The sequence below is a fragment of the uncultured Pelagimonas sp. genome (assembly GCF_947498515.1).
In the GTDB taxonomy this organism is placed as follows: domain Bacteria; phylum Pseudomonadota; class Alphaproteobacteria; order Rhodobacterales; family Rhodobacteraceae; genus Pelagimonas.
In genome coordinates this window covers 59,951-83,061 of record NZ_CANMKO010000010.1, presented here as the reverse complement: position 1 = coordinate 83,061, position 23,111 = coordinate 59,951, and the positions used below count along the sequence as shown (strand labels likewise).

Sequence of the window (23,111 nt, the reverse complement as noted above, 5' to 3'; positions counted from 1 at the left end):
GGTGGGCGGGGGATACCCGCCCAACCTTGCTTAGCTATAGGCCTTAACCGGGGTGCCGGCGATGGCGGCCATGTTGAGCAATCCGCGCGCTGTGATCGAGGGCGTGACGATATGGGCGCGGTTGCCCATACCCATCAGGATAGGCCCAACTTCGAGCCCGTCCGCCTTCATTTTCAAGATGTTACGCACACCAGAGGCCGCATCGGCATGGGCAAAGATCAACACATTGGCGCTGCCTTTCATGCGGTTTCCGGGCAATACCATCTCGCGGTAATTCTCGTCTAGCGCGGCGTCGACGTTCATCTCACCCTCGTAACAGAAATCATGTTGCTGCTTGTCGAGAATGGCCATCGCCTCACGCAAGCGCTTGCCCGAACCTTCGGCCTGGTTGCCAAATTGCGATTGCGAGCAAAAGGCGATTTTGGGTTCAAGGCCAAAGCGTTTCACATGCCGCGCCGCGCCAATTGCGCTTTCGGCAAGTTCCTCGGGCGAGGGCAGGGAGCGCACGTGGGTGTCGGCAATGAATAGCGGCCCATCCTCGAGGATCATCATCGACAAAGCCCCATGCGGGCGCATGGTTTCGCTGCCAAGCACTTGATTGACATAGTTCAAATGCCAGCGGAATTCCCCAAAGGTCCCGCAAATCAAACTATCCGCCTCACCTCGGTGGACCATGATCGCGCCAATGGCGGTCGAGTTGGTGCGCATGATGGCGCGGGCGGTTTCGGGGGTGACACCGCGGCGACACATGAGTTGGTGATAGGCCTCCCAATAGTCGCGATAGCGCGGGTCATTTTCGGGGTTCACGATATTGAAATCCCGCTCGGGGCGAATTTCTAGGCCAAGCTTTTCACAGCGGGCGTTGATCACATCCGGGCGACCAATCAATACCGGCGTTTCGGTGGTTTCTTCCAAGATCGCTTGGGCGGATCGCAAAACACGTTCGTCTTCGCCTTCGGCAAAAACGATGCGGCGCGACGCGGTGGCGGCGGCTTGGAAGACCGGCCGCATCAGCAGGGCGGATTTATACACGCTTGCGTCAAGCTTTTGCTTGTAGGCTTCAAGGTCGGCAACCGGGCGTTTGGCGACGTCGGTTTCCATCGCGGCCTTGGCAACGGCCGTTGAGACAACGCCGGACAGGCGTGGGTCAAACGGCTTGGGGATCAAATAGTCTTCGCCAAATGTGAGCTGTTCTCCGCGATAGGCGGCGGCGGCTTCGGCGCTTGTGGTGGCACGGGCAAGGGCGGCGATCCCTTCGACGCAAGCGACCTGCATCGCATCGTTGATTTCGGTTGCACCAACGTCCAACGCCCCACGGAAGATGAAGGGGAAGCAGAGTACGTTGTTGACCTGATTGGGAAAATCGCTTCGGCCCGTTGCGATGATGGCGTCAGGCGCGACGGTACGCGCGAGGTCGGGCATGATTTCCGGTGTTGGATTGGCAAGGGCAAAAATGATCGGGCGTTTGGTCATTTTCGACACGTTGTCGGGGCTAAGCACCCCCGGACCAGAGAGGCCAAGGAACATATCGGCCCCATCCATCACCTCATCCAAGCTGCGCAAATCCGACGCTTGGGCAAAGGCGGCCTTTTGCGGATTCATGTCGATGTCGCGGCCTTCGTAAACGAGGCCATGGATGTCGCAAAGCCAGACGTTTTCGCGTTTGACGCCGAGTTTCAACAGCATGTTGAGACAGGCAATCCCAGCGGCACCACCGCCGGTCGAAACAATCTTGATGTCTTCGAATTTTTTGCCCGCCACATGCAAAGCATTGGTCGCAGCAGCGCCGACAACAATCGCCGTGCCGTGTTGATCGTCATGAAAAACCGGGATGTTCATCCGCTCGCGACAAATTCGTTCAACGATAAAACAATCGGGCGCTTTGATGTCTTCGAGGTTGATCGCGCCAAAGGTCGGTTCTAACGCACAGACAATATCAGCAAGCTTTTCGGGGTCGGGCTGATCAACCTCGATGTCAAAACAATCAATATCGGCAAACTTCTTGAACAGGACCGCCTTGCCTTCCATGACCGGTTTGGAAGCCAAAGCGCCAATGTTCCCAAGGCCTAAGACCGCCGTTCCGTTGGACACAACCGCCACCAAATTGCCACGCGTGGTATAGCGGGCGGCGTTTTCCGGGTTTTCTTTGATCTCAAGACAAGCCTCGGCCACACCCGGTGAATAAGCGCGGCTTAGGTCGCGGCCATTGGCCAGCGGCTTGGTCGCGCGGATCTCCAATTTACCCGGTTGCGGGTTTTCGTGGTAGAACAGCGCCGCCTGGCGCAATGTTTCCTTGGCTGAGTCGGTCATGGTAAGTCCTGATTTCCAATATGGTTTAGCGTTAAACCAAATTCCGTTCTGAGGCGGTGATCTCGTGTGGCTTAGCAGTTTCCCGCAAAAATTGAAAACTGAATTGACGCTGGGGCCAGGTTGGGGTCAGAGACGAGAAGGGGGTCTTGCATTCTGGTGACCCGCTTCGCAAACTGCTGCCTTGATTACCGGAGAGTTTGATGTCCCGACCTGAGTCGTTGTCTGATTTGGCCCGCGCCGTGCGCGAGAATGCCTATGCCCCTTATTCCCATTTCAAAGTTGGCGCGGCGCTGCGCACCCCATCAGGGAAGACTTATACCGGGTGTAATGTAGAAAACGTTGCTTATCCCGAAGGGACATGCGCCGAAGCCGGTGCAATTGCCGCGATGGTCGCAGATGGCGAGACCGAAATTGCCGAAGCCTATGTGATTGCCGATAGCCCGCATCCGGTGCCGCCTTGCGGGGGCTGTCGTCAGAAATTGGCGGAATTTGCCAAATCCGGGGCGCAGGTGACGCTAGCCACGATTGATGGGGCGGAGTTGATTACAAAGGTCGGCGATTTGCTGCCGGGGGCCTTTGGTCGTGATCACATGGAGACCGAGACCGGAGGCGATGCCTGATGGATGCACGTGCAATCAACGCGGCCCTGCGCAAAGGTGAAGACCCAAGCCCAGCCGAATTGTCGTGGTTTGCCCATGGGTTGGCCGATGGCCGGGTAAGTGCGGCCCAAGCTGGGGCCTTTGCGATGGGCGTGTGTCTTCGGGGGTTGTCCGAAACCGGGCGCGTTGCCCTAACGCTGGCGATGCGCGACAGCGGCCATGTATTGGATTGGGATCTCGATGCCCCTGTTGTCGACAAGCATTCCACCGGCGGGGTCGGCGATTGTGTGAGCCTTGTGCTTGCCCCGATGCTGGCGGCGTGTGGAGTGTATAACCCGATGATTTCCGGGCGGGGCTTGGGCCATACCGGCGGCACGCTTGATAAGCTTGAGGCGATCCCCGGCTATTCGGTGACCCCGGATGAGACGCGGTTTCGTGAGATCGTAAAGGACGCAGGCTGTGCCATCGTCAGCGCCTCGGCGGATATCGCCCCGGCGGACAAGCGGCTTTATGCGATCCGCGATGTCACCGGCACGGTCGAAAGCCTTGATCTGATCACCGCCTCGATCCTGTCCAAAAAGCTGGCGGCGGGGCTGCAATCGCTGGTGTTGGATGTAAAGGTCGGCTCCGGTGCCTTTATGAAAACCGCCGATGAGGCGCGCGCGCTTGCACGGTCTTTGGTGTCGACGGCCAATGCCGCCGGATGCCCGACCAGCGCCTTGATCACCGATATGAGCCAACCTTTGGTGCCCTCGCTCGGCAATGCGCTTGAGGTTGATCTGTGTATGCAGGTGTTGACCGGCAAACTGGCGGGGCCTTTGCTTGAGCTGAGTGTTGACCTTGGGGTTGAGCTGTTGAAAACCGCCGGGATTGACGATGGCGAGACTAAGCTGCGGGCCTCGATCTCCTCGGGTGAGGCGGCGGAGCGGTTCGGCAAGATGGTCTATGCGCTTGGCGGCCCACTAAGCTTTGTGGACGACTGGCGGCGCTTTTTGCCTGAAGCCCCGGTGATCCGCGAAGTTGTGGCCCCGCAGGCGGGCGTTGTCACGGCGATTGACGGCGAGGCGCTTGGCCTTGCGGTGGTGGACCTTGGCGGCGGACGCCGGGTTGAGACTGATATTATCAACCCGGCCGTTGGTCTTACGGATGTGGTGCGCTTGGGCGACAAGGTGGCCAAGGGGCAACCGATTGCCGTGGTCCACGCGGCCCGTGAAGAGCAGGCCGACGCGGCGGCGCGGGCGGTACAAGATGCGATGACGTTTGGAAACAAGGCCCCAAAACCGGTGCCTCTTGTGATCGAGAGGGTGGCGTGATGCGGGCCTTTTTGGTGGTGATGGATTCCGTCGGCATTGGCGGAGCACCTGATGCGGATGCCTATTTCAACGGTGACCTGCCCGATACCGGTGCCAACACATTGGGCCACATCATGCAGGCCTGTGCCGAGGGGCGAGCCGAAGAGGGGCGCAGCGGTGCGTTAAACGTCCCAAATCTGGCGTCGCTCGGGCTTTTTCACGCGTTGACATTGGCCAGCGGAATGGAGGCCCCAAGCCCGAAATTGTCGGGGCGGTTTGCCGCCGCGACCGAGGTATCCAAAGGCAAGGACACACCGTCGGGGCATTGGGAGCTCGCCGGTCTGCCGGTGCCGTGGGATTGGCACTATTTCCCGGATACGCACCCGGCCTTTCCCGCCGATATTTCCGCCAAAGCCGCAGAGCTTGCCGGGACGACCGGGATTTTGGCCAATTGCCATGGCTCGGGCACGGTGATGATTGAGCAATTTGGCACCGAGCATGTCGAGACGGGTTTTCCGATTTGCTATACTTCGGCTGATAGCGTCTTTCAGATTGCCGCCCACGAAGAGCATTTTGGTCTCGACCGGCTTTATGATCTCTGCAAAGGCCTTGCGCCGATCTTGCATGAGATGAAAGTTGGCCGCGTGATTGCGCGCCCCTTTGTGGGCGAACCGGGCAATTTCACCCGCACGCCACATCGCAAGGATTTCGCCATTACGCCCCCAAGCTCGGTTTTGACCAATTGGGCCCAAGATGCCGGGCGCGCCGTCTATGCGGTTGGAAAGATTGGCGACATCTTTTCAATGACCGGCATTGATGAGGTCCGCAAAGGCCCCGATGCCACGCTGATGGAACATCTTTCGGATTGGGTTGAAACGGGGGAGGACGGGAGTTTGACCTTTGCCAATTTCGTCGAATTTGATTCCGAATATGGCCATCGCCGCGACATCTCTGGCTATGCGCGGCATCTGGAATGGTTTGACGTGGAGCTGGGCAAGCTTTTGGCGCGTCTGCGGGACGGTGACATGCTGGTGATCACCGCAGATCACGGCAACGACCCAAGCTGGTCCGGGACGGATCACACCCGTGAGCGGGTTCCGGTTTTGGTAGCGGGCAAAGGCGCGGGAGAGATCGGTCAGATCGCTTTTGCCGATGTTGCCGCAAGTATCGCCGCCCATCTTAACATCCCGGCACAGGGGCCGGGCAGGAGTTTTCTATGATCAGTGAAGAGCGGTTAGACGCCATTATCAAACGCCCCAAGATCGAGCTGCACACACATCTTGAGGGTATGGCCCCTCCGTCGTTCATTCGCGGTTTGGCGCAGGAAAAGAACGTCGATCTGTCCAAGATTTTTCGCGAAGACGGGTCGTATGATTACCGCGATTTTGTGCATTTTTTGTCGGTCTATGAGGCGGCGACATCGGTCTTGACCGGCCCCGAGGAGTTTGCCCGGCTAACCCGCGCGGTTCTCGAAGAGGCCGCCGCAAGCGATGTGATCTATATCGAAAGCTTCATCAGCCCGGATTTCTGCGGCAATAGCGATGTTGAGGCATGGAAAGAATACCTTCATGCCATTCAAGATGCGGCGGTTGAGGCCGAGCGCGATCTTGGCATCACCCTATGCGGGATCGCCACGCCAATCCGCCATTTCGGCCCGGACAAAGCCAAGACCGCCGCCCTTTGCGCCGCCGAAACGGCGGGGGATTTCATTGTTGGTCTGGGCATGGGCGGTGACGAAAACCAAGGCCAGCAAAAGGATTTTGCCTATAGTTTCGACATGGCCCGCGAGGCGGGGTTGCACCTCACCTCTCACGCCGGTGAATGGCGCGGCCCGCAAGAGGTCCGCGAGGCGGTCGAGGATCTTGGCGTTGAACGTATTGGTCACGGCGTGCGCGCCAGCGAAGATTTGGCCGTAGTCGATATGTTGATTGAACGCGACATCACGCTTGAGGTCTGTCCGGGATCAAACGTGTTCCTTGGCGTTTATGATGCGCTTGATCAGCACCCGATCGAAAAGCTGCGTGATCGGGGTGTCAAAGTGACCGTGTCCACCGATGATCCGCCGTTCTTTCACACGACAATGCGCAAAGAATATGCCGCTCTGGTGGGGGTCTTTGGCTGGGACGAAGAAATCTTTGACCAAATAGACAAGAATGCCGTGGACGCGGCCTTCTGCAACGCAGATACAAAGGCGAAGATTCGCAAAGCATTGGAGACGTCATGAGCCAACATCTGACCATCGTTGATCACCCGCTGGTGCAACACAAGCTGACGTTGATGCGTGAAAAGGATACGTCGACCGCGTCTTTTCGCCAACTGCTGCGCGAAATTAGCCTGTTGTTGGCCTATGAGGTGACGCGTGAACTGCCCGTGACCCTCAAGGATATCGAAACGCCGATGGGGCCGACGCAACAGCCGGTGATTGAGGGCAAGAAATTGGCGCTTGTGTCGATCTTGCGCGCCGGCAACGGCCTTATGGATGGTATTCTTGAGCTGATCCCCGCGGCGCGCGTCGGCTTTGTTGGCTTGTACCGCGACGAGGAAACTCTGCAGCCGGTTCAGTACTACAACAAGCTGCCAAAACGCATGGAAGAGCGCACCGCGATTGTCGTTGATCCGATGCTGGCGACGGGCAATTCTTCGGCGGCTGCGATCGATTTGGTTAAAGAATCGGGTGCCAAGGATATTCGGTTTTTGTGCCTCTTGGCAGCACCCGAAGGTGTGGCGCGCATGAAAGAGGCGCATCCCGATGTGCCAATCGTCACGGCCTCTTTGGACGAAAAACTCAATGAACTCGGGTACATCGTCCCCGGTCTGGGTGATGCGGGTGACCGTATGTTTGGAACGAAATAAACGATTTCAACGCTTTACAGAGCGTTGTTGATTTGGCATTCTGCCCTCTACATCTGTGGGGGCAGACATGACTTTGAAATCTTTAACTATTTTTGCAGTGTTGGCAGCGGGATTCGGATTTGCATCCGATCCGGCCATGGCTCAATCCAAGATCAACAACGTTCCGGCGAACTTTCCGCCGTCGTCGTTTTCCGGCAAACAGTTCGTCGATAATCGGGGCTGCGTTTACGTGCGCGCCGGGTTTGATGGGGCTGTGAACTGGGTGCCGCGTGTGTCGCGCAATCGCAAACAAATTTGTGGCCAGAAACCAAGTTTTGGCACCACAACCGCCGCAGCTCCGGCCGCCAAGCCTGCGCCTAAACCCGCAGCCAAGCCCGCGCCCAAGCCAGTTGTTGCCGCTGCGCCCAAGCCAAAACCCGCCCCCAAGCCGAAACCAGCGCCGCGCGTTGCTTCCAAGCCAGCCCCCGCGCCAGTGGTGATCAAACCGACACCCAAGCCCCGCGTCGCAGCAGCCCCACAACCAGTGGCACCCAGTGCTCGGGTTGTGCGCGCACCGGCGTCCAAACCCGTCGCGGCTCCGCGTCGTGTTGTGCGTCAGGTCCCCGCCGCGGCCGTTGCGCCAAAATCCAAGGCGCGCCGTGTTGTGGTTCCAACCTACAATGCTTGCCAAAATGGACACCACAGCAAGACCGTCGATGGTGTGACGGTTGCCATGCGCTGTGGCCCCCAAAAATCGCCGCATGTGACGGTTATCCGCCGTGGCGAAGCGCCCGGACCGGGCAAGAAAGTTTATCATAACCGTGGATGGCAGGGCAGCGAGCTGCGCGGCAACACCCGCATCGCACCGCGCCATGTTTACGAAAAGCGCAGTGTCACGCAGGTTGATATTCCCGAGGGCTATCGCCCCGCGTGGGATGATGGGCGTTTGAACCCGTATCGGGCGTTTCAGACAGTTGATGGTCACCGACGCACGCAGCAGATTTGGACCAACACCACGCCGCGCCGCTTGGCCGCGACGGTCCCAAATCACACGATCAAGGCTCCGGTGATTGCCTATCGTGCCACTGATGCGAAACCGATTGTCGTGACCCAAGATGGTCAGGTCGTCACTCGGGTCGGTCCTGTCATTTCGACGAAATCTTCACCGCGTCCGGTTGCGACTGGTGCTCGCTATGTTGAAATCGGTGTGTTCACCACCCCGGCCAAGGCTCAAGCCGCCGCTGGTCGTTTGAACCGTGCTGGTCTGCCGGTCAAGTTCGGAACCTACACCCGTGACGGTCAATCCATGCGCCGCGTCATGGTTGGGCCATATGCGTCGTCTTCGGAGCTTCACGCGGCCTTGGGCGCTGTGAAATCCGCCGGTTATGCGCGCGCCTATACACGCTAACTTCGAAACACTTTGTAAAAACGGCCCGTGTGATGCGTCACGCGGGCCTTTTTTATGGGGTACCGCAAATCCCTTGTAGCCGCAGCCAATCACCGTCGCTGAGGACATCTTGGCTTGGCTGATCGGCCATTGGGTCCGCCTCGATAAGGGCGAGCGTGCTTTCCCCGGTGATGTCCTTGGCATAGGCATAGGGGGTGCTGTGCAGCTTGGCGGTGCCAAAAGCGTCGATTAGCGTGGTTTCGTCCAATTCGGGTTTGGGCTGAGTCAACAGATGTTCCGCATAGGCCGAGAGCGCCTCACCGGGGAGCTGACCGGTTGTGACCAATCGGGCACTGGCCATAAGCCCAGCGTGATCCAGAACACTGGCCAGAGGGTCGTGAATCTTGGCATGGGTGTCTTCGACCAATATGAACCCGGCGGGCACATCCGGGTCTTCGAAATCTTCGATCACCGACTTGTTGAGCACCACAATACCGCCGGGCAAATGGGTCGCCTCGGCAACGCCATCGGGAACGACAATAACCGTGTCGTCGCGACCGGGGCCGAGGATACGCGTCGCAAGCTTTTGCAGGGCCGGGCGGGCGTCTTTGGTCATGCAAGGTTGGCCGGTGACCCGCGACATATGTTTCAAAAGATCCACGCCAATCTCGGCGCGTTTGACCGGTGGTACGACTTTGACGGCATAGTCTTTCAAAGCGCCGGGGGCCCACATCACGGCGGCGGCGGTGGTCCCAACGATCACGGCCACACTAAGGAGCAGGCGAAGTTTGCCGGGGTTAGGACGGCGCTTTTCGATGGCCTTGAGAAGACGATCAATACCGTTGATCATCTCGGCCTCGTCCTCGGCCAATTCCAGCGTCTCGTCGGGGTCGCCATCGGGGTGAAAAATCGCGGGAAGGGCGGTGCCGTTCGAACGCACCACCGCCGCGATAGACCAATGGGCCAACACCCGGCCCGGGACGTCGGTGATCGTCAGCGTCGCATCACCAAGCGAGACAACAACTTCGCGTCGTTGCTCGGCTTGGTTCGGGCGCCACAGCCCGGTTGCCTCGAGCCGTTCAAATTCCTTAAGTGCTGTCATGTGGGCTGCTCTGCCTCTGTTTGAGCATAGCCTATCATGCGTCGCGGGCTTGGGCAATCTTGGCTAATCTGGACAGAGGGAAGATGCTTGGCTATGCGCAAGGAAGACGCAAGTGCAGGGTGTTGAGATGATCCCAAATATTCTATCCATCGCCGGGTCGGACCCGTCGGGCGGGGCCGGGGTTCAGGCCGATCTCAAGGCGATTGCGGCCAATGGCGGCTATGGCATGGCGGCGATTACGGCATTGACGGTTCAAAACACCCAAGGGGTGAGCGATGTCGTTTTGACCGATCCCGGCCTTGTGGCGGCGCAGGTTGACGCGATTTTGACAGATATTCGTGTTGATGCGGTCAAGATCGGAATGCTTGGCTCTGAAACTATCTGTGAGGCGGTGGCCGGATGCCTCGCGGGGCGTGGGGTGCAGGTTGTTGTCGATCCGGTCTTGTCCTCGACAAGTGGCAAAACCCTGACCGGCCAACAGGCCCTAGAGGGATTTCTCCATTATATTGTGCCGCTGTCGACTGTGTTGACACCCAATTTGCCCGAGGCAGCCGTGCTCTTGGGCTGTGATGAGGCGCGGGATCGCGGTGAGATGCTTGATCAAGCAGAGCAGTTGCACGCACTTGGACCGGCGATCCTGTTAAAGGGTGGGCACCTTCCGGGTCCGCAGTGCCCGGATGTTTTGGTCGATGAGACTGGGCCGCATTGGTTTGAGGCCGAGCGAATGGATATGCCCGGAACCCATGGTACCGGCTGCACGCTATCATCGGCCTTGGCCACACAGATTGCGGTTCTAGGTGATCTTTGTGCAGCGGTGGCAAATGCAAAGACCTATACCCGAAACGCCATTTTGGGCAGTGGCGGATTGGAGGTGGGGCAAGGTGTCGGTCCAACCGATCACTTCTTTGCCCTGCGGCGTTAACACACGTCTTGGACCAAGGCCCCGCCAAGGCATGTGGCTTGATTGTTGGCGGATGCAGCGTAGGCTTGGCCCATGAGTGGAGCCTTGCATAACCTCACCTATCGCCGTCTTTTACTGGCCCAGATTTTCTCGGTTCTGGGGTCTGGCCTAACAACGATTGCGCTTGGGTTGTTGGCTTTTGAAATGGCAGGCGGGCAGGCGGGGGCCGTTCTCGGCATCGCACTGGCCATCAAAATGGTGGCCTATGTCGGCGTGGCCCCCATCGCCACGACCTTGGCGGAACGGTTGCCGCGCAAAGGGTTTCTGATTGGGCTTGATCTGGCGCGCGCCTGTCTTGTGCTGGCTTTGCCTTTTGTAACCGAGATTTGGCACATCTACGCATTGGTCTTTGGGTTTCAGGCCTTTTCCGCCGGTTTCACCCCAACGTTTCAGGCGACCATTCCCGATATTCTAACCGATGAGGGTGATTACACCCAAGCGCTGTCTTATTCGCGGCTGACCTATGATCTTGAATCCTTACTTGGTCCGCTCATCGCGGGGGCCGCGTTGACGGTTCTCACCTTCAATAGCCTCTTTGTAGGCACCGCGATTGGTTTCCTTCTTTCTGCTGGGTTGGTGATGAGCGTTCGGTTGCCACGCCGCAAGCATGTGCCAACGGCCGCCTTTTCAAAACGCCTGACCCGCGGTTTGTGGATTTACCTCGCCACGCCACGATTGCGCGGGGTGCTAGCGCTGTACGTTGCTGTTGCGGCCGCGACGGCGATGGTGATCGTCAACACGGTTGTCTTGGTCAAAGACGTGTTGGGGCAGGGCGATGGTTTGGTGGCCATTTTCTTTGCCGCAAGCGGGTGCGGCTCGATGGTGGTGGCTTTGGCTTTGCCCAAGCTGCTGGGGGAAACATCGCCTCGCCCGGTGATGTTGGCAGGAGGAGTGATACTGTCTTTTGGGCTGTGGGTGGCGGCGCTAAGCGACGAGATGTGGGTTGGCCTGATCCTTTGGTTTGTGATCGGAGCCGGGGCGTCTCTCATTCAAACGCCAACCGGGCTTTTGTTGACGCGGTCCTGTCATAGCCAAGATCGCCCAGCGGTGTTTGCCGCGCAATTTGCACTGTCGCACTCGGCTTGGTTGTTGGCCTATCCTTTGGCGGGCGTTCTAGGGGGCGCGGTGGGGCTTCCGATCACCTTTGCGACCATGGCGGCGTTGGCTTGCTTGGCGACTTTCGGGGCGGCAAAGCTGTGGCCCGCAAACGATCCATTGGCCCTCGAGCATGATCATGACGCAACGGTTCCCCCGCATGCGGAGGGGGATGAAACCCAGACTGGTGGCTCCTACCGGCACCGGCATGCCTTTGTTATCGACGATGCACACCCAAGTTGGCCCACCTCTTGATTCAAGGTCAAAAGGGGCTTGTTGAGGGGGAGCGGCACGCTGAAAAATCCTTGCAAGGATTTTGCAAATTCCATGGATGGAATTTAGATGCGCGTGCCGCTGGTCCTACGTAGAAACTAGCGTTGATTGCAAGAAAAAGCGCCGCGCCCATCGGGTGCGACGCAGGAAGCTTGATCTTGCATGCTCCGCATTTAATGCCCGTTAATGCCCGGCAAAAACCAAGGTCTGAACCGGGAGCAAGAGCGCCTGAATCCGCAAGATCAGCGCATGCACAATCGCCACCGTGTCGACCATGTGCAAAAACAGCCATTCTGACGTGCTAATATCGGGATCGGCCAGCTTGTCGTGACTGTTGGTATAGGCATTGGCGATGCATTTGCTCCCGCGAGGGATGTGGTCAATCGACCCCGGATAAAGCGGCGCGAGGAAGGTCGACAATGTACCGGGGCGAGCGCGATCTTGAATATCAACCAAGGCATCCGTCGGGCGGATCTGCCCGGCGGGAATGACATCCTGTACCGCCGTGACCACCATGGGGTGGATTTTGAACGGATCTGACACACAGGTGACTTCGGCCAAGGTGCCCGGCTTGACGATCTGGGCGGTGATCTGCCCAAATCCGGCAAGGATCATGCCGCCACCCGCATCTTCAGGGATCAAAATTCCTGCTGGTCGCAGAATAGGGTTCACATAGTCACCGGGTCGCAATGTGAACTGTTCGATCCGGCCTTTGACCCCGGCATAGATCACTGTCTTGGACAGCGCGGTTTCAGCTTGATCCAAGGAGGATTGCGCCGTTGCAGATTGCGCCGGCAAGAGCACCGCGATGCTGATTTCCTTGGCGGTTTTGTTGGCCTCAGCGGCATCTATGCCGCCCTGACGCGCCACCAGCATGGTTTCAAGGCGTTCCTTTTCACGGGCTGAAACAGCCGAAGATCCAAGTTCGGTTAGCGTCGTGGCACGCTCCAATTCTTGCAACGTCTGTTGGTACCCGGCTTTGGCCTGATCGACCAAAGCAATCGCACCGTCCAGATCGGCCTTGGCCAATTCGCGGGCGGCTTCAATCTCGGCAACCTTGTTTCTGGCCGTTTCCACATTGGCCAGTTGTTCGCGATCATCCAGTTTGAACAATGGAGCCCCGGTTTCAACAACTTGGCCATTCTCGACAAAAACCTCGACAACACGTCCGCCGCCTTCGGACAGGATCGTCAGAGTGCGATACATCGATCCGGCGTTTGTGGTTGAGGGATGGTAGTAGAAAATCGTGGTGATCAGGGACACCGCCAATATCGCACAGGATGTGATGCCCCAGCGTAATTCATACCAGACAGTGAACATATCAATGTCAATGCCGATCCTTTTGCCCTGTGCAAAGCGGCGAAACAGATAGTCGGGCAGGATGGTGACGAGGGAGCAGAGGAAAAATTCGAGCATTTACTTCTCCCCTTTTTCGATATTGCGCAACGACTTGGCCATGTCTTCCAGTGGGGAGAGGAAATCAGGGATTCGAATGGTCGCCAACACTAAGGCCGCGACCCAAAAGATGTTGTTATGCGTCAACAGAGCCAACAATGTCAGAATGGAAATAAGCTGCAATTGCGAGCTGTTGGAGGAATGGGCCATGTGTTCGGGTAGGGCATGTAGCTTGAAGTACAAAACCCCGATTCCAAGCACCAAGAGCACCACAAGCCAAATCACTACGGTGAAAAGCGGGTCTGATCCATCCGCAGCCGGTATCCACCCCGGTAGGTGATGCGGTGCCATTTCGTGGAGTGTCGTCTCAGTCGCCATCAGTCTATCCTCACATCCAATTTGGGCTATGTTGCCCTATTTCTTAGTATTTTTCGACAGTTTTCTCAGATTTGAAGATTTGGTTTGGGTCTTTGAGCGGAGCAAAGCGCAGCGCGTAAATGATCAGCGAAAATCAAAAACTTTAGGCTTAAAATATTTTTGCTTGAAATAGATTTTTTCCCTGTTACGCTTTTCTTAACTTAGGTCTTTGGGGGCGGTGAAATGCGATATGCATGTCTTGGTGGCGGTCCGGCGGGATTGTATTTCGCAATCTCGATTAAACTGCGTCAGCCCGATGCAGAGGTCGTTGTTTTTGAACGCAACCGCCCTGATGATACCTTTGGTTGGGGCGTGGTTCTGTCCGATGAAACCTTGGACAATCTTGCCCAAAACGACGCGGCAAGCGCCGCCGCAATACGGGAACATTTTGCCTATTGGGATGACATCGCGGTTCATCACAAGGGGCAAAAGATGCTGTCCACCGGGCATGGGTTTTGCGGCATCGGGCGCAAACAATTGCTCTTGGTTTTGCAAGACCGGGCGCGCGCGCTTGGCGTTGACCTGCGCTTTGAATCCGAGGCGCGTCCCGCCACCGAATATGCCAAAGACTTTGACGTTGTCGTGGCCAGTGATGGGTTGAATTCCAAGACCCGCACCGAGCTTGCCGATCGTTTCAAACCCGAAATTGATACCCGCAAATGCCAATTTGTCTGGCTTGGCACCCATCAAAAATTTGATGATGCCTTTACCTTTATCTTTGAAGAGACGGACAAGGGCTGGGTTTGGGCGCATGCCTATCAATTTGACGATGACACGGCGACGTTTATCGTCGAATGCACCCAAGACACCTTTGATGCCTATGGGTTTGGTGACAAAAGTCAGCAGCAGACCATCGAGATTTGCCAAAAGGTTTTTGACGATCATTTGGATGGTCACGCCTTGATGACCAACGCCAATCACATTCGCGGCTCGGCATGGCTGCAATTCCCTCGGGTTCTTTGCGAAAACTGGAGCGCGGATAACATCGTTTTGCTCGGCGATGCCTCAGCGACGGCGCATTTTTCGATTGGCTCGGGCACCAAGTTGGCCTTGGAAAGCGCCATTGCTTTGGCCCAATACATTGCGGATGAGCCAACGCTCGAGGCCGCTTTCGCCAAATACCAAGATCAGCGGCGCATCGAAGTGTTGCGCCTGCAATCGGCAGCGCGCAATTCGGTAGAATGGTTTGAGGACGTGGAGCGTTACCTCGACCTTGATCCGGTTCAGCTCAACTATTCGCTTTTGACCCGCAGCCAGCGGATCAGCCATGAAAACCTACGTGAGCGTGATCCGAAATGGTTGGCCGAGGCCGAAGATTGGTTTCAGGTTCAGGCCGGAGCAGAGAGCAGCAAGACACCGCGCGCACCGATGTTTGCGCCGTTTCAGTTGCGCGATATGTCCTTGAAAAACCGTGTGGTTGTGTCACCGATGGCGCAATACAAGGCGGTTGATGGCTCTCCGACCGATTGGCATCTGATACATTATGGTGAACGTGCCAAGGGCGGTGCGGGGCTTGTCTATACCGAAATGACCTGTGTCTCGGCGGATGGCCGGATTACACCGGGCTGCCCCGGATTATATGCGCCCGAGCATGAAACGGCTTGGGCCCGGATAAACGCCTTTGTTCACGCCGAGACCGACGCCAAGACCTGTTGTCAGATAGGCCATGCCGGGCGCAAGGGCTCGACCCGAGTGGGGTGGGAGGGCATGGATCAGCCCCTTGAAACCGGCAATTGGGAGCTAATCAGTGCCTCGGCCCTTCCTTGGACAAAGGGCAACGCCACGCCCCGCGACATGACCCGCGCCGATATGGATACCGTGCGCGATCAGTTTGTGAAGGCCACCGATATGGCCGCGCGTTCCGGATTTGACATGATCGAACTGCATGCGGCGCATGGCTATTTGATCTCGTCTTTCATCTCGCCCCTGTCCAATTTGCGCGGCGACGATTACGGCGGCCCGCTCGAAAACCGGATGCGCTATCCGCTCGAGGTCTTTGCGGCCATGCGCGCCACTTGGCCCGCCGACAAACCGATGTCGGTGCGAATTTCGGCCAATGATTGGATGGGCGAGGCGGGTGTTACCGCGCAAGAGGCGGTTAAGATCGCCAAGATGTTTAGCGCCGCCGGGGCAGATATTATTGACGTTTCCGCCGGGCAAACCTCGCCCGAGGCCAAGCCTATCTATGGCCGCATGTTCCAGACCCCGTTTAGTGACCGAATTCGCAACGAGGCCGGGCTTAAAACCATGGCGGTTGGCAATATCTATGAGCCCGATCATGTCAATTCGATCCTGATGGCAGGGCGCGCCGATCTTGTCTGTTTGGCACGGCCACATTTGGCCGATCCCTATTGGACCTTGCACGCCGCCACGGCGCTGGGGGATCGTCAGGAAATCTGGCCCAAACCTTACGAGGCCGGGCGGGATCAGGCCTGGCGGTTGGCCGACAAAGACGCGGAAACGGCGGGCCGGGTATGAGCGTTGCCGACAAACATATCGTTGTGACCGGCGGCGGCACCGGGGTTGGCGCGGCCATCGCCGAAACGCTGGCCCATGAGGGGGCCAAGGTCACCATTTTGGGCCGTCGCGAGGCGCCGTTGCGCGAGGTGGCCAAACAACACAAATTCATCGGCTATGTGACCTGCGATGTCACCGATGCCAGCGCCGTCAAAGCGGCCTATCAACAGGCGCGCGGGCTAAACGGCCCGATATCGGCGGTGATTGCCAATGCCGGGGCGGCGGTGAGCGTTCCCTTTGCCAAAACCAGCGCTGAGGCCTTTCAATCCATGTTGGATGTGAACCTAACCGGTGTGTTCAACAGCTTTCAGGCGGCTTTGGGCGATATGGAACAAATGGGCGAAGGGCAGATGATTGCCATCGCGTCTTCGGCCGGGCTCAAAGGTTATCCTTATGTGGCGGGGTATTGCGCAGCCAAACACGGGGTCGTGGGATTGACCCGCGCCTTGGCCCTTGAATTGGCCAGCAGCGGCATCACCGTTAATGCCATCTGCCCCGGTTTTGTGGATACGCCCATGTTGGACCGGTCCATCACCAACATCAGCGAGAAGACCGGGATGAGCGCCGAAGATGCGGCGACATCGCTCAAACGCGGCAATCCGCAAAAACGTTTTATCGAGGTTGATGAGGTCGCGGGGGCGGTGCTCTGGCTGTGCTCAAACGCGGCGCGCTCGGTTAATGGTCATGCTCTGAGCGTGACCGGAGGGGAAATATGAGCCAAAAACCCAATACCCAAGTGCCAGAACCCGCCTCCAAAGACCGCCTGCGCCTGTGGCTGCGGTTGCTCAAAGCCAGCCGTCTGGTCGAGGCGGAGTTACGCGAAAACCTACGCCAGAAATTTGGTGCGACGCTGCCGCGATTTGACGTGATGGCGGCCCTGTCGCGCTATGATGAGGGCCTCAAGATGAGTGCGCTTTCCGGTGTGTTGCGGGTCTCAAACGGCAATGTCACCGGCATTGTTGATCGGTTGACCGAAGAGGGGCACGTGGTGCGCGTGGCCGTGCCCGGAGATCGCCGGGCGTCAAAAGTGTGCCTGACCGACCAAGGACGGGCCGAATTTGCCCGCCAAGCCGCCGCCCATGAAACATGGGTCGATGAGATGCTGAGCAGTTTTGATCAGGACGAGGCCGCCGTCTTGGCCACCCGTTTGGACCACCTTGTGACCACCCTAACCGAAGGAGAGGATTGATGCGCACAGATGTAACGCATTTTCGCTGTGACATCCGCGATGGGATCGCCTTTGTCGCGCTTGATCGACCGGATCGCAAAAACCCGCTCACCTTCGAAAGCTACGCCGAGCTGCGCGATTGGTTCCGCGATCTGGCCTATGCCGATGACGTCAACGCGGTGGTGTTTGGGTCAAACGGCGGCAATTTCAGCTCGGGCGGGGATGTGCACGACATCATCGGCCCGCTGACCAGAATGTCGATGAAAGAGCTTTTGGCCTTTACCCGGATGACCGGCGATTTGGTCAAGGCCATCGTCAATTGCACCAAACCGGTGATTGCCGCGATTGACGGGGTCTGTGTTGGGGCCGGGGCGATTATCGCCATGGCATCCGACCTGCGTATCGCCACACCGGACGCGAAATGCGCGTTTTTGTTCACCCGCGTTGGTTTGGCGGGCTGTGACATGGGGGCCTGTGCGATACTGCCTCGGATCATCGGTCAGGGCCGCGCCGCCGAATTGCTTTTTACCGGACGCTCGATGAGCGCCGAGGAAGGCGCGGCATGGGGGTTTTACAACTCTGTTGTCGCGGCGGATGCCCTTGAGGAGGCTGCGGAAACCTTGGCAACCCGCATCGCAGCGGGTCCGAATTTTGGTCATATGATGACCAAGACCATGCTGGCGCAGGAATGGTCGATGTCTATCGAACAGGCGATTGAGGCCGAAGCGCAAGCCCAAGCGATTTGTATGCAAACGGCGGATTTTGAGCGCGCCTATCGCGCCTTTGTCGGCAAAGAAAAACCTATGTTTGAGGGTAACTGATGGCGGATCAAAGCTTTCTGTCTTGGCCATTCTTTGAGGATCGGCACCGCGACTTGGCTGAGGGTCTGGAGACTTGGGCCAAAGCCAAGCTCACCGATGTTGATCATGCCGATACCGATCAAACCTGTCGCGATTTGGTCGCAAATCTCGGGGCGGCCGGGTGGTTGGATCACACCGCGTCGCCTGCCGGAAATTTGGATGTACGCAGCCTGTGCCTATCTCGCGAAACATTGGCCCGACATGACGGTTTGGCAGATTTTTCCTTTGCGATGCAGGGGCTTGGCACCGGGGCGATATCACTTTTTGGCAGTGACGAACAAAAGGCCGCGTGGCTCCCGCTCACCCGTTCCGGCACCGCGATTTCCGCCTTTGCATTGACCGAGCCGCAATCAGGGTCGGACGTCGCCAATTCGACAATGACCGCAACGCTGGACGGCGATAGTTACGTATTGAACGGCGAAAAGACTTGGATTTCCAACGGTGGCATCGCCGACGTCTATACGGTTTTTGCCCGAACCGGCGACGCCCCGGGGGCCAAGGGGCTGTCGGCATTTGTTGTCCCGGCTGACACGCCCGGATTACGCGTAACAGAACGGCTCGACACCATCGCCCCGCACCCTTTGGCAACGTTGGAGTTTCGCGATTGCCGCATCCCGGTCAGCGCCCTCATCGGGGCCTCGGGTCAGGGGTTCAAGATCGCGATGTCGGTGCTCGACGTGTTTCGCGCCACGGTTGGTGCAGCGGCGCTTGGCTTTGCTCGGCGTGCGCTTGATGAGGCTGTCAAGCGCGTTCAGTCGCGTCAAATCCAAGGGGCCCCCTTGGCGGATTTGCAGATGGTTCAGGGGCATATCGCCGATATGGCACTGGATATCGACGCGGCGGCTTTGCTCATCTATCGCGCCGCATGGACCAAGGATAGCGGTGCGCCGCGTATCACCCGCGAAGCGGCTATGGCCAAGCTTTTTGCCACGGATCATGCCCAAAAAGTCATCGACAAGGCGGTGCAATTGCATGGCGGCGATGGGGTGCGATCCGGCGAAACGGTCGAACGGCTTTATCGCGAAATCCGGGCGTTGCGCATCTATGAAGGCGCCTCCGATGTCCAACGGATCATCATCGCCCGCCAGACCCTAGCCGAACTCGGAGGACAGACATGACAACTGATCCAGAACAGCACGGGGCCAAGACCGATTTTTCGCAAAAGATGTCCTACGGCGATTACCTGCATATCGATCAGGTCATTTCGGCCCAGCATCCTTTGTCCGAGGCCCATGACGAAATGCTGTTTATCGTTCAGCATCAAACGTCGGAACTTTGGATGAAACTGATGCTGCATGAGCTTGGTGCGGCGCGCGCGGACATTGCTGCAGAGCGGCTCCCGGATGCGTTCAAAAAGCTCGCCCGCGTGTCGCGGATCATGGAGCAGCTCAACAATGCGTGGGACGTGCTGCGCACCATGACGCCCAGCGATTACACCAGTTTTCGCGATGATCTGGGGATGAGCTCGGGGTTTCAGTCCTTGCAATATCGTTTGATCGAATATGCGCTGGGCAACCGCAATTTGGCGATGTTGAAACCGCACGCGCACGATCCAAAGGGCACCACCCGGCTAGAGGCCGAATTGGCCGAGCCGACGCTATATCAAACCGTTTTGACCTATGCGGCGGGGCAGGGGCATGACGTTCCCACCAACGCCATCGCATCCCCGGCGCAAGCCCCGCATGAGGCCATTCCAGAGATCCGAGCCATGTGGGCCAAGGTGTACGCCGATCCGGCAACCCATTGGACGCTCTATGAAATGGGTGAAAAGCTAGTCGATCTTGAGGACTATTTCCGCCGCTGGCGGTTCAACCATGTGACCACGGTTGAGCGGGTAATTGGCTTCAAACGTGGCACCGGGGGCACCGGCGGTGTCGACTATCTCAAAATGATGCTGTCGGTCGAGCTCTTCCCAGAGCTTTGGCACGTGCGCACGGAACTGTAGGGAACATCATGCTGGGACCATCCGCTCATACCGACACGTTTTGCCGCGATAACCTTCCGGCACCCGAGCATCAGCCTGACTTCTTGCTCGATGGGTTCGATTATCCTGATCGGTTGAATGTCGGGGCTGAGCTGACCGATGTGATGGTGGCGCGTGGCTTTGGGGATCACACGGCGCTTATCGGCAATGGTCGGCGGCGCACCTACAAAGAGCTAAGCGATTGGACCAACCGGTTGGCCCATGTTCTGGTCGATGATCTTGGGGTGAAACCGGGCAATCGTGTGTTAATCCGCTCTGCCAATAACCCGGCCATGGTCGCCTGTTGGTTGGCGGCAACTAAGGTGGGCGCGGTTGTGGTCAACACCATGCCGATGTTGCGTGCAACCGAATTGACGGCGATCATCGACAAGGCCGAGATCAGCCATGCGCTCTGTGATACGCGCCTCTTGGATGAGCTGGAAACCTGTGCGCAGACGTCGCCATTCCTCACCTCGGTCACCGGGTTTGATGGCACCTCAAACCATGATGCCGAGCTGGATCGACTGGCGCTTGAGAAACCGGTGCAATTTGATGCGGTAGAGACCGGGCGCGATGACGTGGCGCTGTTGGGCTTTACCTCTGGCACCACCGGATCGCCCAAGGCGACGATGCATTTTCACCGCGATCTGCTTATCATCGCCGATGGCTATGCGCGCGAGGTTCTTGGCGTCACCCCTGATGATGTTTTTGTCGGCTCGCCGCCTTTGGCGTTCACCTTTGGGCTTGGCGGACTGGCGTTGTTCCCGCTGCGCTTTGGGGCGACGGCGACCTTGCTGGAAAACGCTGCCCCGCCGCAGATGATTGAGATCATTCAGAAATACAAAGCGACGGTGTGTTTCACGGCGCCCACCGCCTATCGCGCTATGTTGGCCGCGATGGAGCAGGGGGCCGATTTATCATCGCTGCGGGCGGCGGTTTCGGCGGGGGAAACCTTGCCTGCGCCCGTCTATCAGGACTGGATGGAAAAAACCGGCAAACCGATGCTTGACGGCATTGGCGCGACCGAGCTTTTACATATCTTTATCTCCAACCGATTTGACGATCACCGCCCGGCCTGTACCGGCAAGCCGGTGCGCGGCTATGAGGTCAAAATCATTGGGTCAAAGGGTGAAACGCTCCCCGCTGGTGAGGTTGGTAAGCTTGCGGTGCGCGGCCCGACCGGGTGTCGGTATTTGGCGGATGAGCGTCAACAGGGATATGTGCAGGATGGCTGGAACATCACCGGCGATGCCTTCCAGATGGACAAAGACGGCTATCTGCATTTTGCAGCGCGCAACGACGATATGATCGTGTCTTCGGGCTATAATATCGCCGGACCTGAGGTTGAGGCGGCCTTGCTCTCGCATCCGGCGGTCAAGGAATGCGCGGTGATCGGTGCCCCAGACGAGGCGCGCGGGATGGTGGTTGAGGCGCATGTGGTGTTGGCCACGCCCGCAAGCGCGCAAGATTTGCAAGACCACGTCAAAGCCACCATCGCCCCCTATAAATACCCGCGTTCGGTGGTGTTTTGTGACGCCCTTCCCAAAACCCAAACCGGGAAAATTCAACGTTTCCAACTCAAACCGGGGGGCGCAAACGACCCTTAGAATTCAACCAATTGATAAAAGACTGTTGACCCTGTCGGTTTTGCATAGATCAATGCAGCCCTGTTAGCGGTCTCACGGCCCGAAAAAGCAACCCGCCAGATCACCGCAAGAGCGATACGCGCGGACCAACACGGAGAAAGACATATGAAATTGAAAGCACTTGCATTGGCCAGCTGTATGGCGGCCCTGACCGCCCCGGTGGCGGCCGAAGGTCTCAAAGTTGGCATGATCACCACCCTGTCTGGGGGCGGCGCGGGCCTTGGTATTGATGTGCGCGATGGCTTTATGCTTGCCGTGTCGCAAGCCGACCGCAAAGACATCGAAGTGGTGATCGAGGATGATCAACGTAAACCCGATATCGCCGTGCAATTGGCCGATAAGATGATCCAATCGGAAAAGGTTGATGTTTTGACCGGGATCATTTGGTCGAACCTTGCTATGGCCGTGGTTCCCGCCGCAGTCGCACAGGGAAAATTCTACCTCTCGCCCAACGCTGGTCCGTCGGTTTTGGCGGGCAAGGGTTGTAACCCCAACTACTTCAACGTCGCATGGCAAAACGACAACCTGCACGAGGCAGGTGGGGCCTATGCCAATACGGCTGACTACAAGAATTCCTTCATTCTTGCCCCCAACTACCCGGCAGGTCAGGATGCGTTGACCGGTTACAAACGCATGTATGAGGGCGAGTTGGCCGGTGAGTTGTTCACCAAGCTCGGTCAGACCGATTACGCCTCGGAAATTGCGCAGATCCGTGCATCTGGTGCCGATAGCGTTTATTTCTTCTTGCCCGGCGGCATGGGGATTTCCTTCCTCAAGCAATATGCCGATAGCGGTTTGGACATCCCAGTTGTTGGTCCGGCTTTCTCTTTTGATCAGGGGATTTTGCAGGCGGTTGGTGATGCCGCGCTGGGCGTTGTGAACACCTCGCAGTGGAACAAAGACATCGACAACGCCACCAACGCGCAGTTTGTCAAAACCTTCCAGGAGGCCTATGGCCGCTTGCCTTCGCTTTATGCGAGCCAAGGGTTTGACACCGCCAACCTGTTGATGAGCGCCATGGATGTGGCCGATGTTTCGGATGCCGATGCCTTCCGCACCGCACTTCAGGCAGCGGATTTTGATAGCACCCGCGGGGACTTCAAATTCGGTTCCAACAACCACCCGGTCCAAGACATCTATGTGCGCGAAGTGATCAAAGAGGGTGACATCTTTACCAACAAGATCATCGGCACGGCGCTGTCGGATCATGCGGATGTTTACGCGGCTGACTGCAAATTCTAAATCAACCCGGTCCGGGCGCATGGGTGCCCGGACCACTCTAACGGATCTCCTC

The 23,111-nt window shown here is 57.8% G+C and carries 20 protein-coding genes; 16 read left to right on the top strand and 4 right to left on the bottom strand.

The window, feature by feature from the left end; genetic code table 11:
* Positions 1-30 precede the first annotated feature (30 nt).
* Positions 31-2,310 carry an NADP-dependent malic enzyme gene (locus tag Q1A43_RS18135; protein ID WP_299924387.1) on the bottom strand — a complete coding sequence of 760 codons (2,280 nt, stop codon included), beginning with the start codon at positions 2,308-2,310 and terminating at the stop codon, positions 31-33.
* 200 nt (positions 2,311-2,510) lie between these two features.
* Here Q1A43_RS18135 and Q1A43_RS18130 point away from each other — a divergent pair, with 200 nt between their 5' ends.
* The 6 genes from Q1A43_RS18130 to Q1A43_RS18105 all read left to right on the top strand — a co-directional run bounded on the left by Q1A43_RS18130 (position 2,511) and on the right by Q1A43_RS18105 (position 8,441).
* Positions 2,511-2,930 (top strand): cytidine deaminase, encoded by a 420-nt coding sequence (locus Q1A43_RS18130; protein ID WP_299937519.1) that lies wholly within the window; start codon positions 2,511-2,513, stop codon positions 2,928-2,930.
* Positions 2,930-4,222 carry a thymidine phosphorylase gene (locus tag Q1A43_RS18125; RefSeq protein WP_299937516.1) on the top strand — a complete coding sequence of 431 codons (1,293 nt, stop codon included), beginning with the start codon at positions 2,930-2,932 and terminating at the stop codon, positions 4,220-4,222. The genes Q1A43_RS18130 and Q1A43_RS18125 overlap by 1 nt, the downstream gene beginning before the upstream one ends.
* Entirely contained in the window at positions 4,219-5,421 is a 1,203-nt protein-coding gene (locus Q1A43_RS18120) for a phosphopentomutase (RefSeq protein WP_299937513.1), read from the top strand. The genes Q1A43_RS18125 and Q1A43_RS18120 overlap by 4 nt, the downstream gene beginning before the upstream one ends.
* Positions 5,418-6,425: an adenosine deaminase gene (locus Q1A43_RS18115; RefSeq protein WP_299937512.1), complete on the top strand. Its 1,008-nt coding sequence runs from the start codon at positions 5,418-5,420 to the stop codon at positions 6,423-6,425. Before Q1A43_RS18120 ends, Q1A43_RS18115 begins: the two co-directional genes overlap by 4 nt.
* Positions 6,422-7,054: a uracil phosphoribosyltransferase gene (gene upp / locus Q1A43_RS18110; RefSeq protein WP_299924399.1), complete on the top strand. Its 633-nt coding sequence runs from the start codon at positions 6,422-6,424 to the stop codon at positions 7,052-7,054. Before Q1A43_RS18115 ends, upp begins: the two co-directional genes overlap by 4 nt.
* Positions 7,055-7,121: 67 nt before the next feature.
* Positions 7,122-8,441 carry an SPOR domain-containing protein gene (locus tag Q1A43_RS18105; protein ID WP_299937509.1) on the top strand — a complete coding sequence of 440 codons (1,320 nt, stop codon included), beginning with the start codon at positions 7,122-7,124 and terminating at the stop codon, positions 8,439-8,441.
* A gap of 52 nt (positions 8,442-8,493) precedes the next feature.
* On the opposite strand, the gene Q1A43_RS18100 is transcribed toward Q1A43_RS18105, so the two are convergent.
* On the bottom strand, positions 8,494-9,522 hold the full coding sequence (locus tag Q1A43_RS18100) for a hypothetical protein (RefSeq protein ID WP_299937505.1): 1,029 nt from the start codon (positions 9,520-9,522) through the stop codon (positions 8,494-8,496).
* A gap of 127 nt (positions 9,523-9,649) precedes the next feature.
* Between Q1A43_RS18100 and thiD the strand changes: the two genes are divergently transcribed.
* Both thiD and Q1A43_RS18090 read left to right on the top strand, forming a co-directional pair.
* On the top strand, positions 9,650-10,444 hold the full coding sequence (thiD, locus tag Q1A43_RS18095) for a bifunctional hydroxymethylpyrimidine kinase/phosphomethylpyrimidine kinase (protein ID WP_299937502.1): 795 nt from the start codon (positions 9,650-9,652) through the stop codon (positions 10,442-10,444).
* A 72-nt stretch (positions 10,445-10,516) separates the two neighbouring features.
* Positions 10,517-11,833, top strand: coding sequence for an MFS transporter (locus tag Q1A43_RS18090; protein WP_299937499.1), 1,317 nt, complete (start codon positions 10,517-10,519; stop codon positions 11,831-11,833).
* Positions 11,834-12,034: 201 nt separating this feature from the next.
* On the opposite strand, the gene Q1A43_RS18085 is transcribed toward Q1A43_RS18090, so the two are convergent.
* Together Q1A43_RS18085 and Q1A43_RS18080 are read right to left on the bottom strand one after the other, a co-directional pair.
* Positions 12,035-13,267: a biotin/lipoyl-binding protein gene (locus tag Q1A43_RS18085; RefSeq protein ID WP_299924411.1), complete on the bottom strand. Its 1,233-nt coding sequence runs from the start codon at positions 13,265-13,267 to the stop codon at positions 12,035-12,037.
* On the bottom strand, positions 13,268-13,624 hold the full coding sequence (locus Q1A43_RS18080) for a hypothetical protein (protein WP_299924414.1): 357 nt from the start codon (positions 13,622-13,624) through the stop codon (positions 13,268-13,270). It abuts the gene before it with no gap.
* A gap of 222 nt (positions 13,625-13,846) precedes the next feature.
* Here Q1A43_RS18080 and Q1A43_RS18075 point away from each other — a divergent pair, with 222 nt between their 5' ends.
* The 8 genes from Q1A43_RS18075 (at position 13,847) to Q1A43_RS18040 (ending at position 23,059) form a co-directional block, all read left to right on the top strand.
* On the top strand, positions 13,847-16,141 hold the full coding sequence (locus Q1A43_RS18075; RefSeq protein WP_299937496.1) for a bifunctional salicylyl-CoA 5-hydroxylase/oxidoreductase: 2,295 nt from the start codon (positions 13,847-13,849) through the stop codon (positions 16,139-16,141).
* On the top strand, positions 16,138-16,896 hold the full coding sequence (locus Q1A43_RS18070) for an SDR family NAD(P)-dependent oxidoreductase (protein WP_299937493.1): 759 nt from the start codon (positions 16,138-16,140) through the stop codon (positions 16,894-16,896). The genes Q1A43_RS18075 and Q1A43_RS18070 overlap by 4 nt, the downstream gene beginning before the upstream one ends.
* A complete protein-coding gene (locus Q1A43_RS18065) occupies positions 16,893-17,369 on the top strand; it encodes a MarR family transcriptional regulator (protein WP_299937490.1) in 477 nt (158 codons plus the stop codon). Before Q1A43_RS18070 ends, Q1A43_RS18065 begins: the two co-directional genes overlap by 4 nt.
* Positions 17,369-18,169, top strand: coding sequence for an enoyl-CoA hydratase family protein (locus Q1A43_RS18060; RefSeq protein ID WP_299937488.1), 801 nt, complete (start codon positions 17,369-17,371; stop codon positions 18,167-18,169). The genes Q1A43_RS18065 and Q1A43_RS18060 overlap by 1 nt, the downstream gene beginning before the upstream one ends.
* Positions 18,169-19,326 carry an acyl-CoA dehydrogenase family protein gene (locus tag Q1A43_RS18055; protein WP_299937485.1) on the top strand — a complete coding sequence of 386 codons (1,158 nt, stop codon included), beginning with the start codon at positions 18,169-18,171 and terminating at the stop codon, positions 19,324-19,326. Before Q1A43_RS18060 ends, Q1A43_RS18055 begins: the two co-directional genes overlap by 1 nt.
* Positions 19,323-20,153 carry a tryptophan 2,3-dioxygenase gene (gene kynA / locus Q1A43_RS18050; RefSeq protein WP_299937483.1) on the top strand — a complete coding sequence of 277 codons (831 nt, stop codon included), beginning with the start codon at positions 19,323-19,325 and terminating at the stop codon, positions 20,151-20,153. Before Q1A43_RS18055 ends, kynA begins: the two co-directional genes overlap by 4 nt.
* 8 nt (positions 20,154-20,161) lie before the next feature.
* Entirely contained in the window at positions 20,162-21,778 is a 1,617-nt protein-coding gene (locus tag Q1A43_RS18045; RefSeq protein WP_299937480.1) for an AMP-binding protein, read from the top strand.
* 144 nt (positions 21,779-21,922) lie between these two features.
* Entirely contained in the window at positions 21,923-23,059 is a 1,137-nt protein-coding gene (locus Q1A43_RS18040) for an ABC transporter substrate-binding protein (RefSeq protein ID WP_299937477.1), read from the top strand.
* The last annotated feature ends 52 nt before the right edge of the window (positions 23,060-23,111 follow it).

Excerpts from the sequence above, each read along its gene's own strand:
- Q1A43_RS18135 (WP_299924387.1), bottom strand. The coding sequence starts at position 2,310 with ATGACCGACTCAGCCAAGGAAACATTGCGCCAGGCGGCGCTGTTCTAC.
- Q1A43_RS18130 (WP_299937519.1), top strand. The coding sequence starts at position 2,511 with ATGTCCCGACCTGAGTCGTTGTCTGATTTGGCCCGCGCCGTGCGCGAG.
- Q1A43_RS18125 (WP_299937516.1), top strand. The coding sequence starts at position 2,930 with ATGGATGCACGTGCAATCAACGCGGCCCTGCGCAAAGGTGAAGACCCA.
- Q1A43_RS18115 (WP_299937512.1), top strand. The coding sequence starts at position 5,418 with ATGATCAGTGAAGAGCGGTTAGACGCCATTATCAAACGCCCCAAGATC.
- upp (WP_299924399.1), top strand. The coding sequence starts at position 6,422 with ATGAGCCAACATCTGACCATCGTTGATCACCCGCTGGTGCAACACAAG.
- Q1A43_RS18105 (WP_299937509.1), top strand. The coding sequence starts at position 7,122 with ATGACTTTGAAATCTTTAACTATTTTTGCAGTGTTGGCAGCGGGATTC.
- Q1A43_RS18100 (WP_299937505.1), bottom strand. The coding sequence starts at position 9,522 with ATGACAGCACTTAAGGAATTTGAACGGCTCGAGGCAACCGGGCTGTGG.
- thiD (WP_299937502.1), top strand. The coding sequence starts at position 9,650 with ATGATCCCAAATATTCTATCCATCGCCGGGTCGGACCCGTCGGGCGGG.
- Q1A43_RS18090 (WP_299937499.1), top strand. The coding sequence starts at position 10,517 with ATGAGTGGAGCCTTGCATAACCTCACCTATCGCCGTCTTTTACTGGCC.
- Q1A43_RS18085 (WP_299924411.1), bottom strand. The coding sequence starts at position 13,267 with ATGCTCGAATTTTTCCTCTGCTCCCTCGTCACCATCCTGCCCGACTAT.
- Q1A43_RS18080 (WP_299924414.1), bottom strand. The coding sequence starts at position 13,624 with ATGGCGACTGAGACGACACTCCACGAAATGGCACCGCATCACCTACCG.
- Q1A43_RS18075 (WP_299937496.1), top strand. The coding sequence starts at position 13,847 with ATGCGATATGCATGTCTTGGTGGCGGTCCGGCGGGATTGTATTTCGCA.
- Q1A43_RS18070 (WP_299937493.1), top strand. The coding sequence starts at position 16,138 with ATGAGCGTTGCCGACAAACATATCGTTGTGACCGGCGGCGGCACCGGG.
- Q1A43_RS18065 (WP_299937490.1), top strand. The coding sequence starts at position 16,893 with ATGAGCCAAAAACCCAATACCCAAGTGCCAGAACCCGCCTCCAAAGAC.
- Q1A43_RS18060 (WP_299937488.1), top strand. The coding sequence starts at position 17,369 with ATGCGCACAGATGTAACGCATTTTCGCTGTGACATCCGCGATGGGATC.
- Q1A43_RS18055 (WP_299937485.1), top strand. The coding sequence starts at position 18,169 with ATGGCGGATCAAAGCTTTCTGTCTTGGCCATTCTTTGAGGATCGGCAC.
- kynA (WP_299937483.1), top strand. The coding sequence starts at position 19,323 with ATGACAACTGATCCAGAACAGCACGGGGCCAAGACCGATTTTTCGCAA.
- Q1A43_RS18045 (WP_299937480.1), top strand. The coding sequence starts at position 20,162 with ATGCTGGGACCATCCGCTCATACCGACACGTTTTGCCGCGATAACCTT.
- Q1A43_RS18040 (WP_299937477.1), top strand. The coding sequence starts at position 21,923 with ATGAAATTGAAAGCACTTGCATTGGCCAGCTGTATGGCGGCCCTGACC.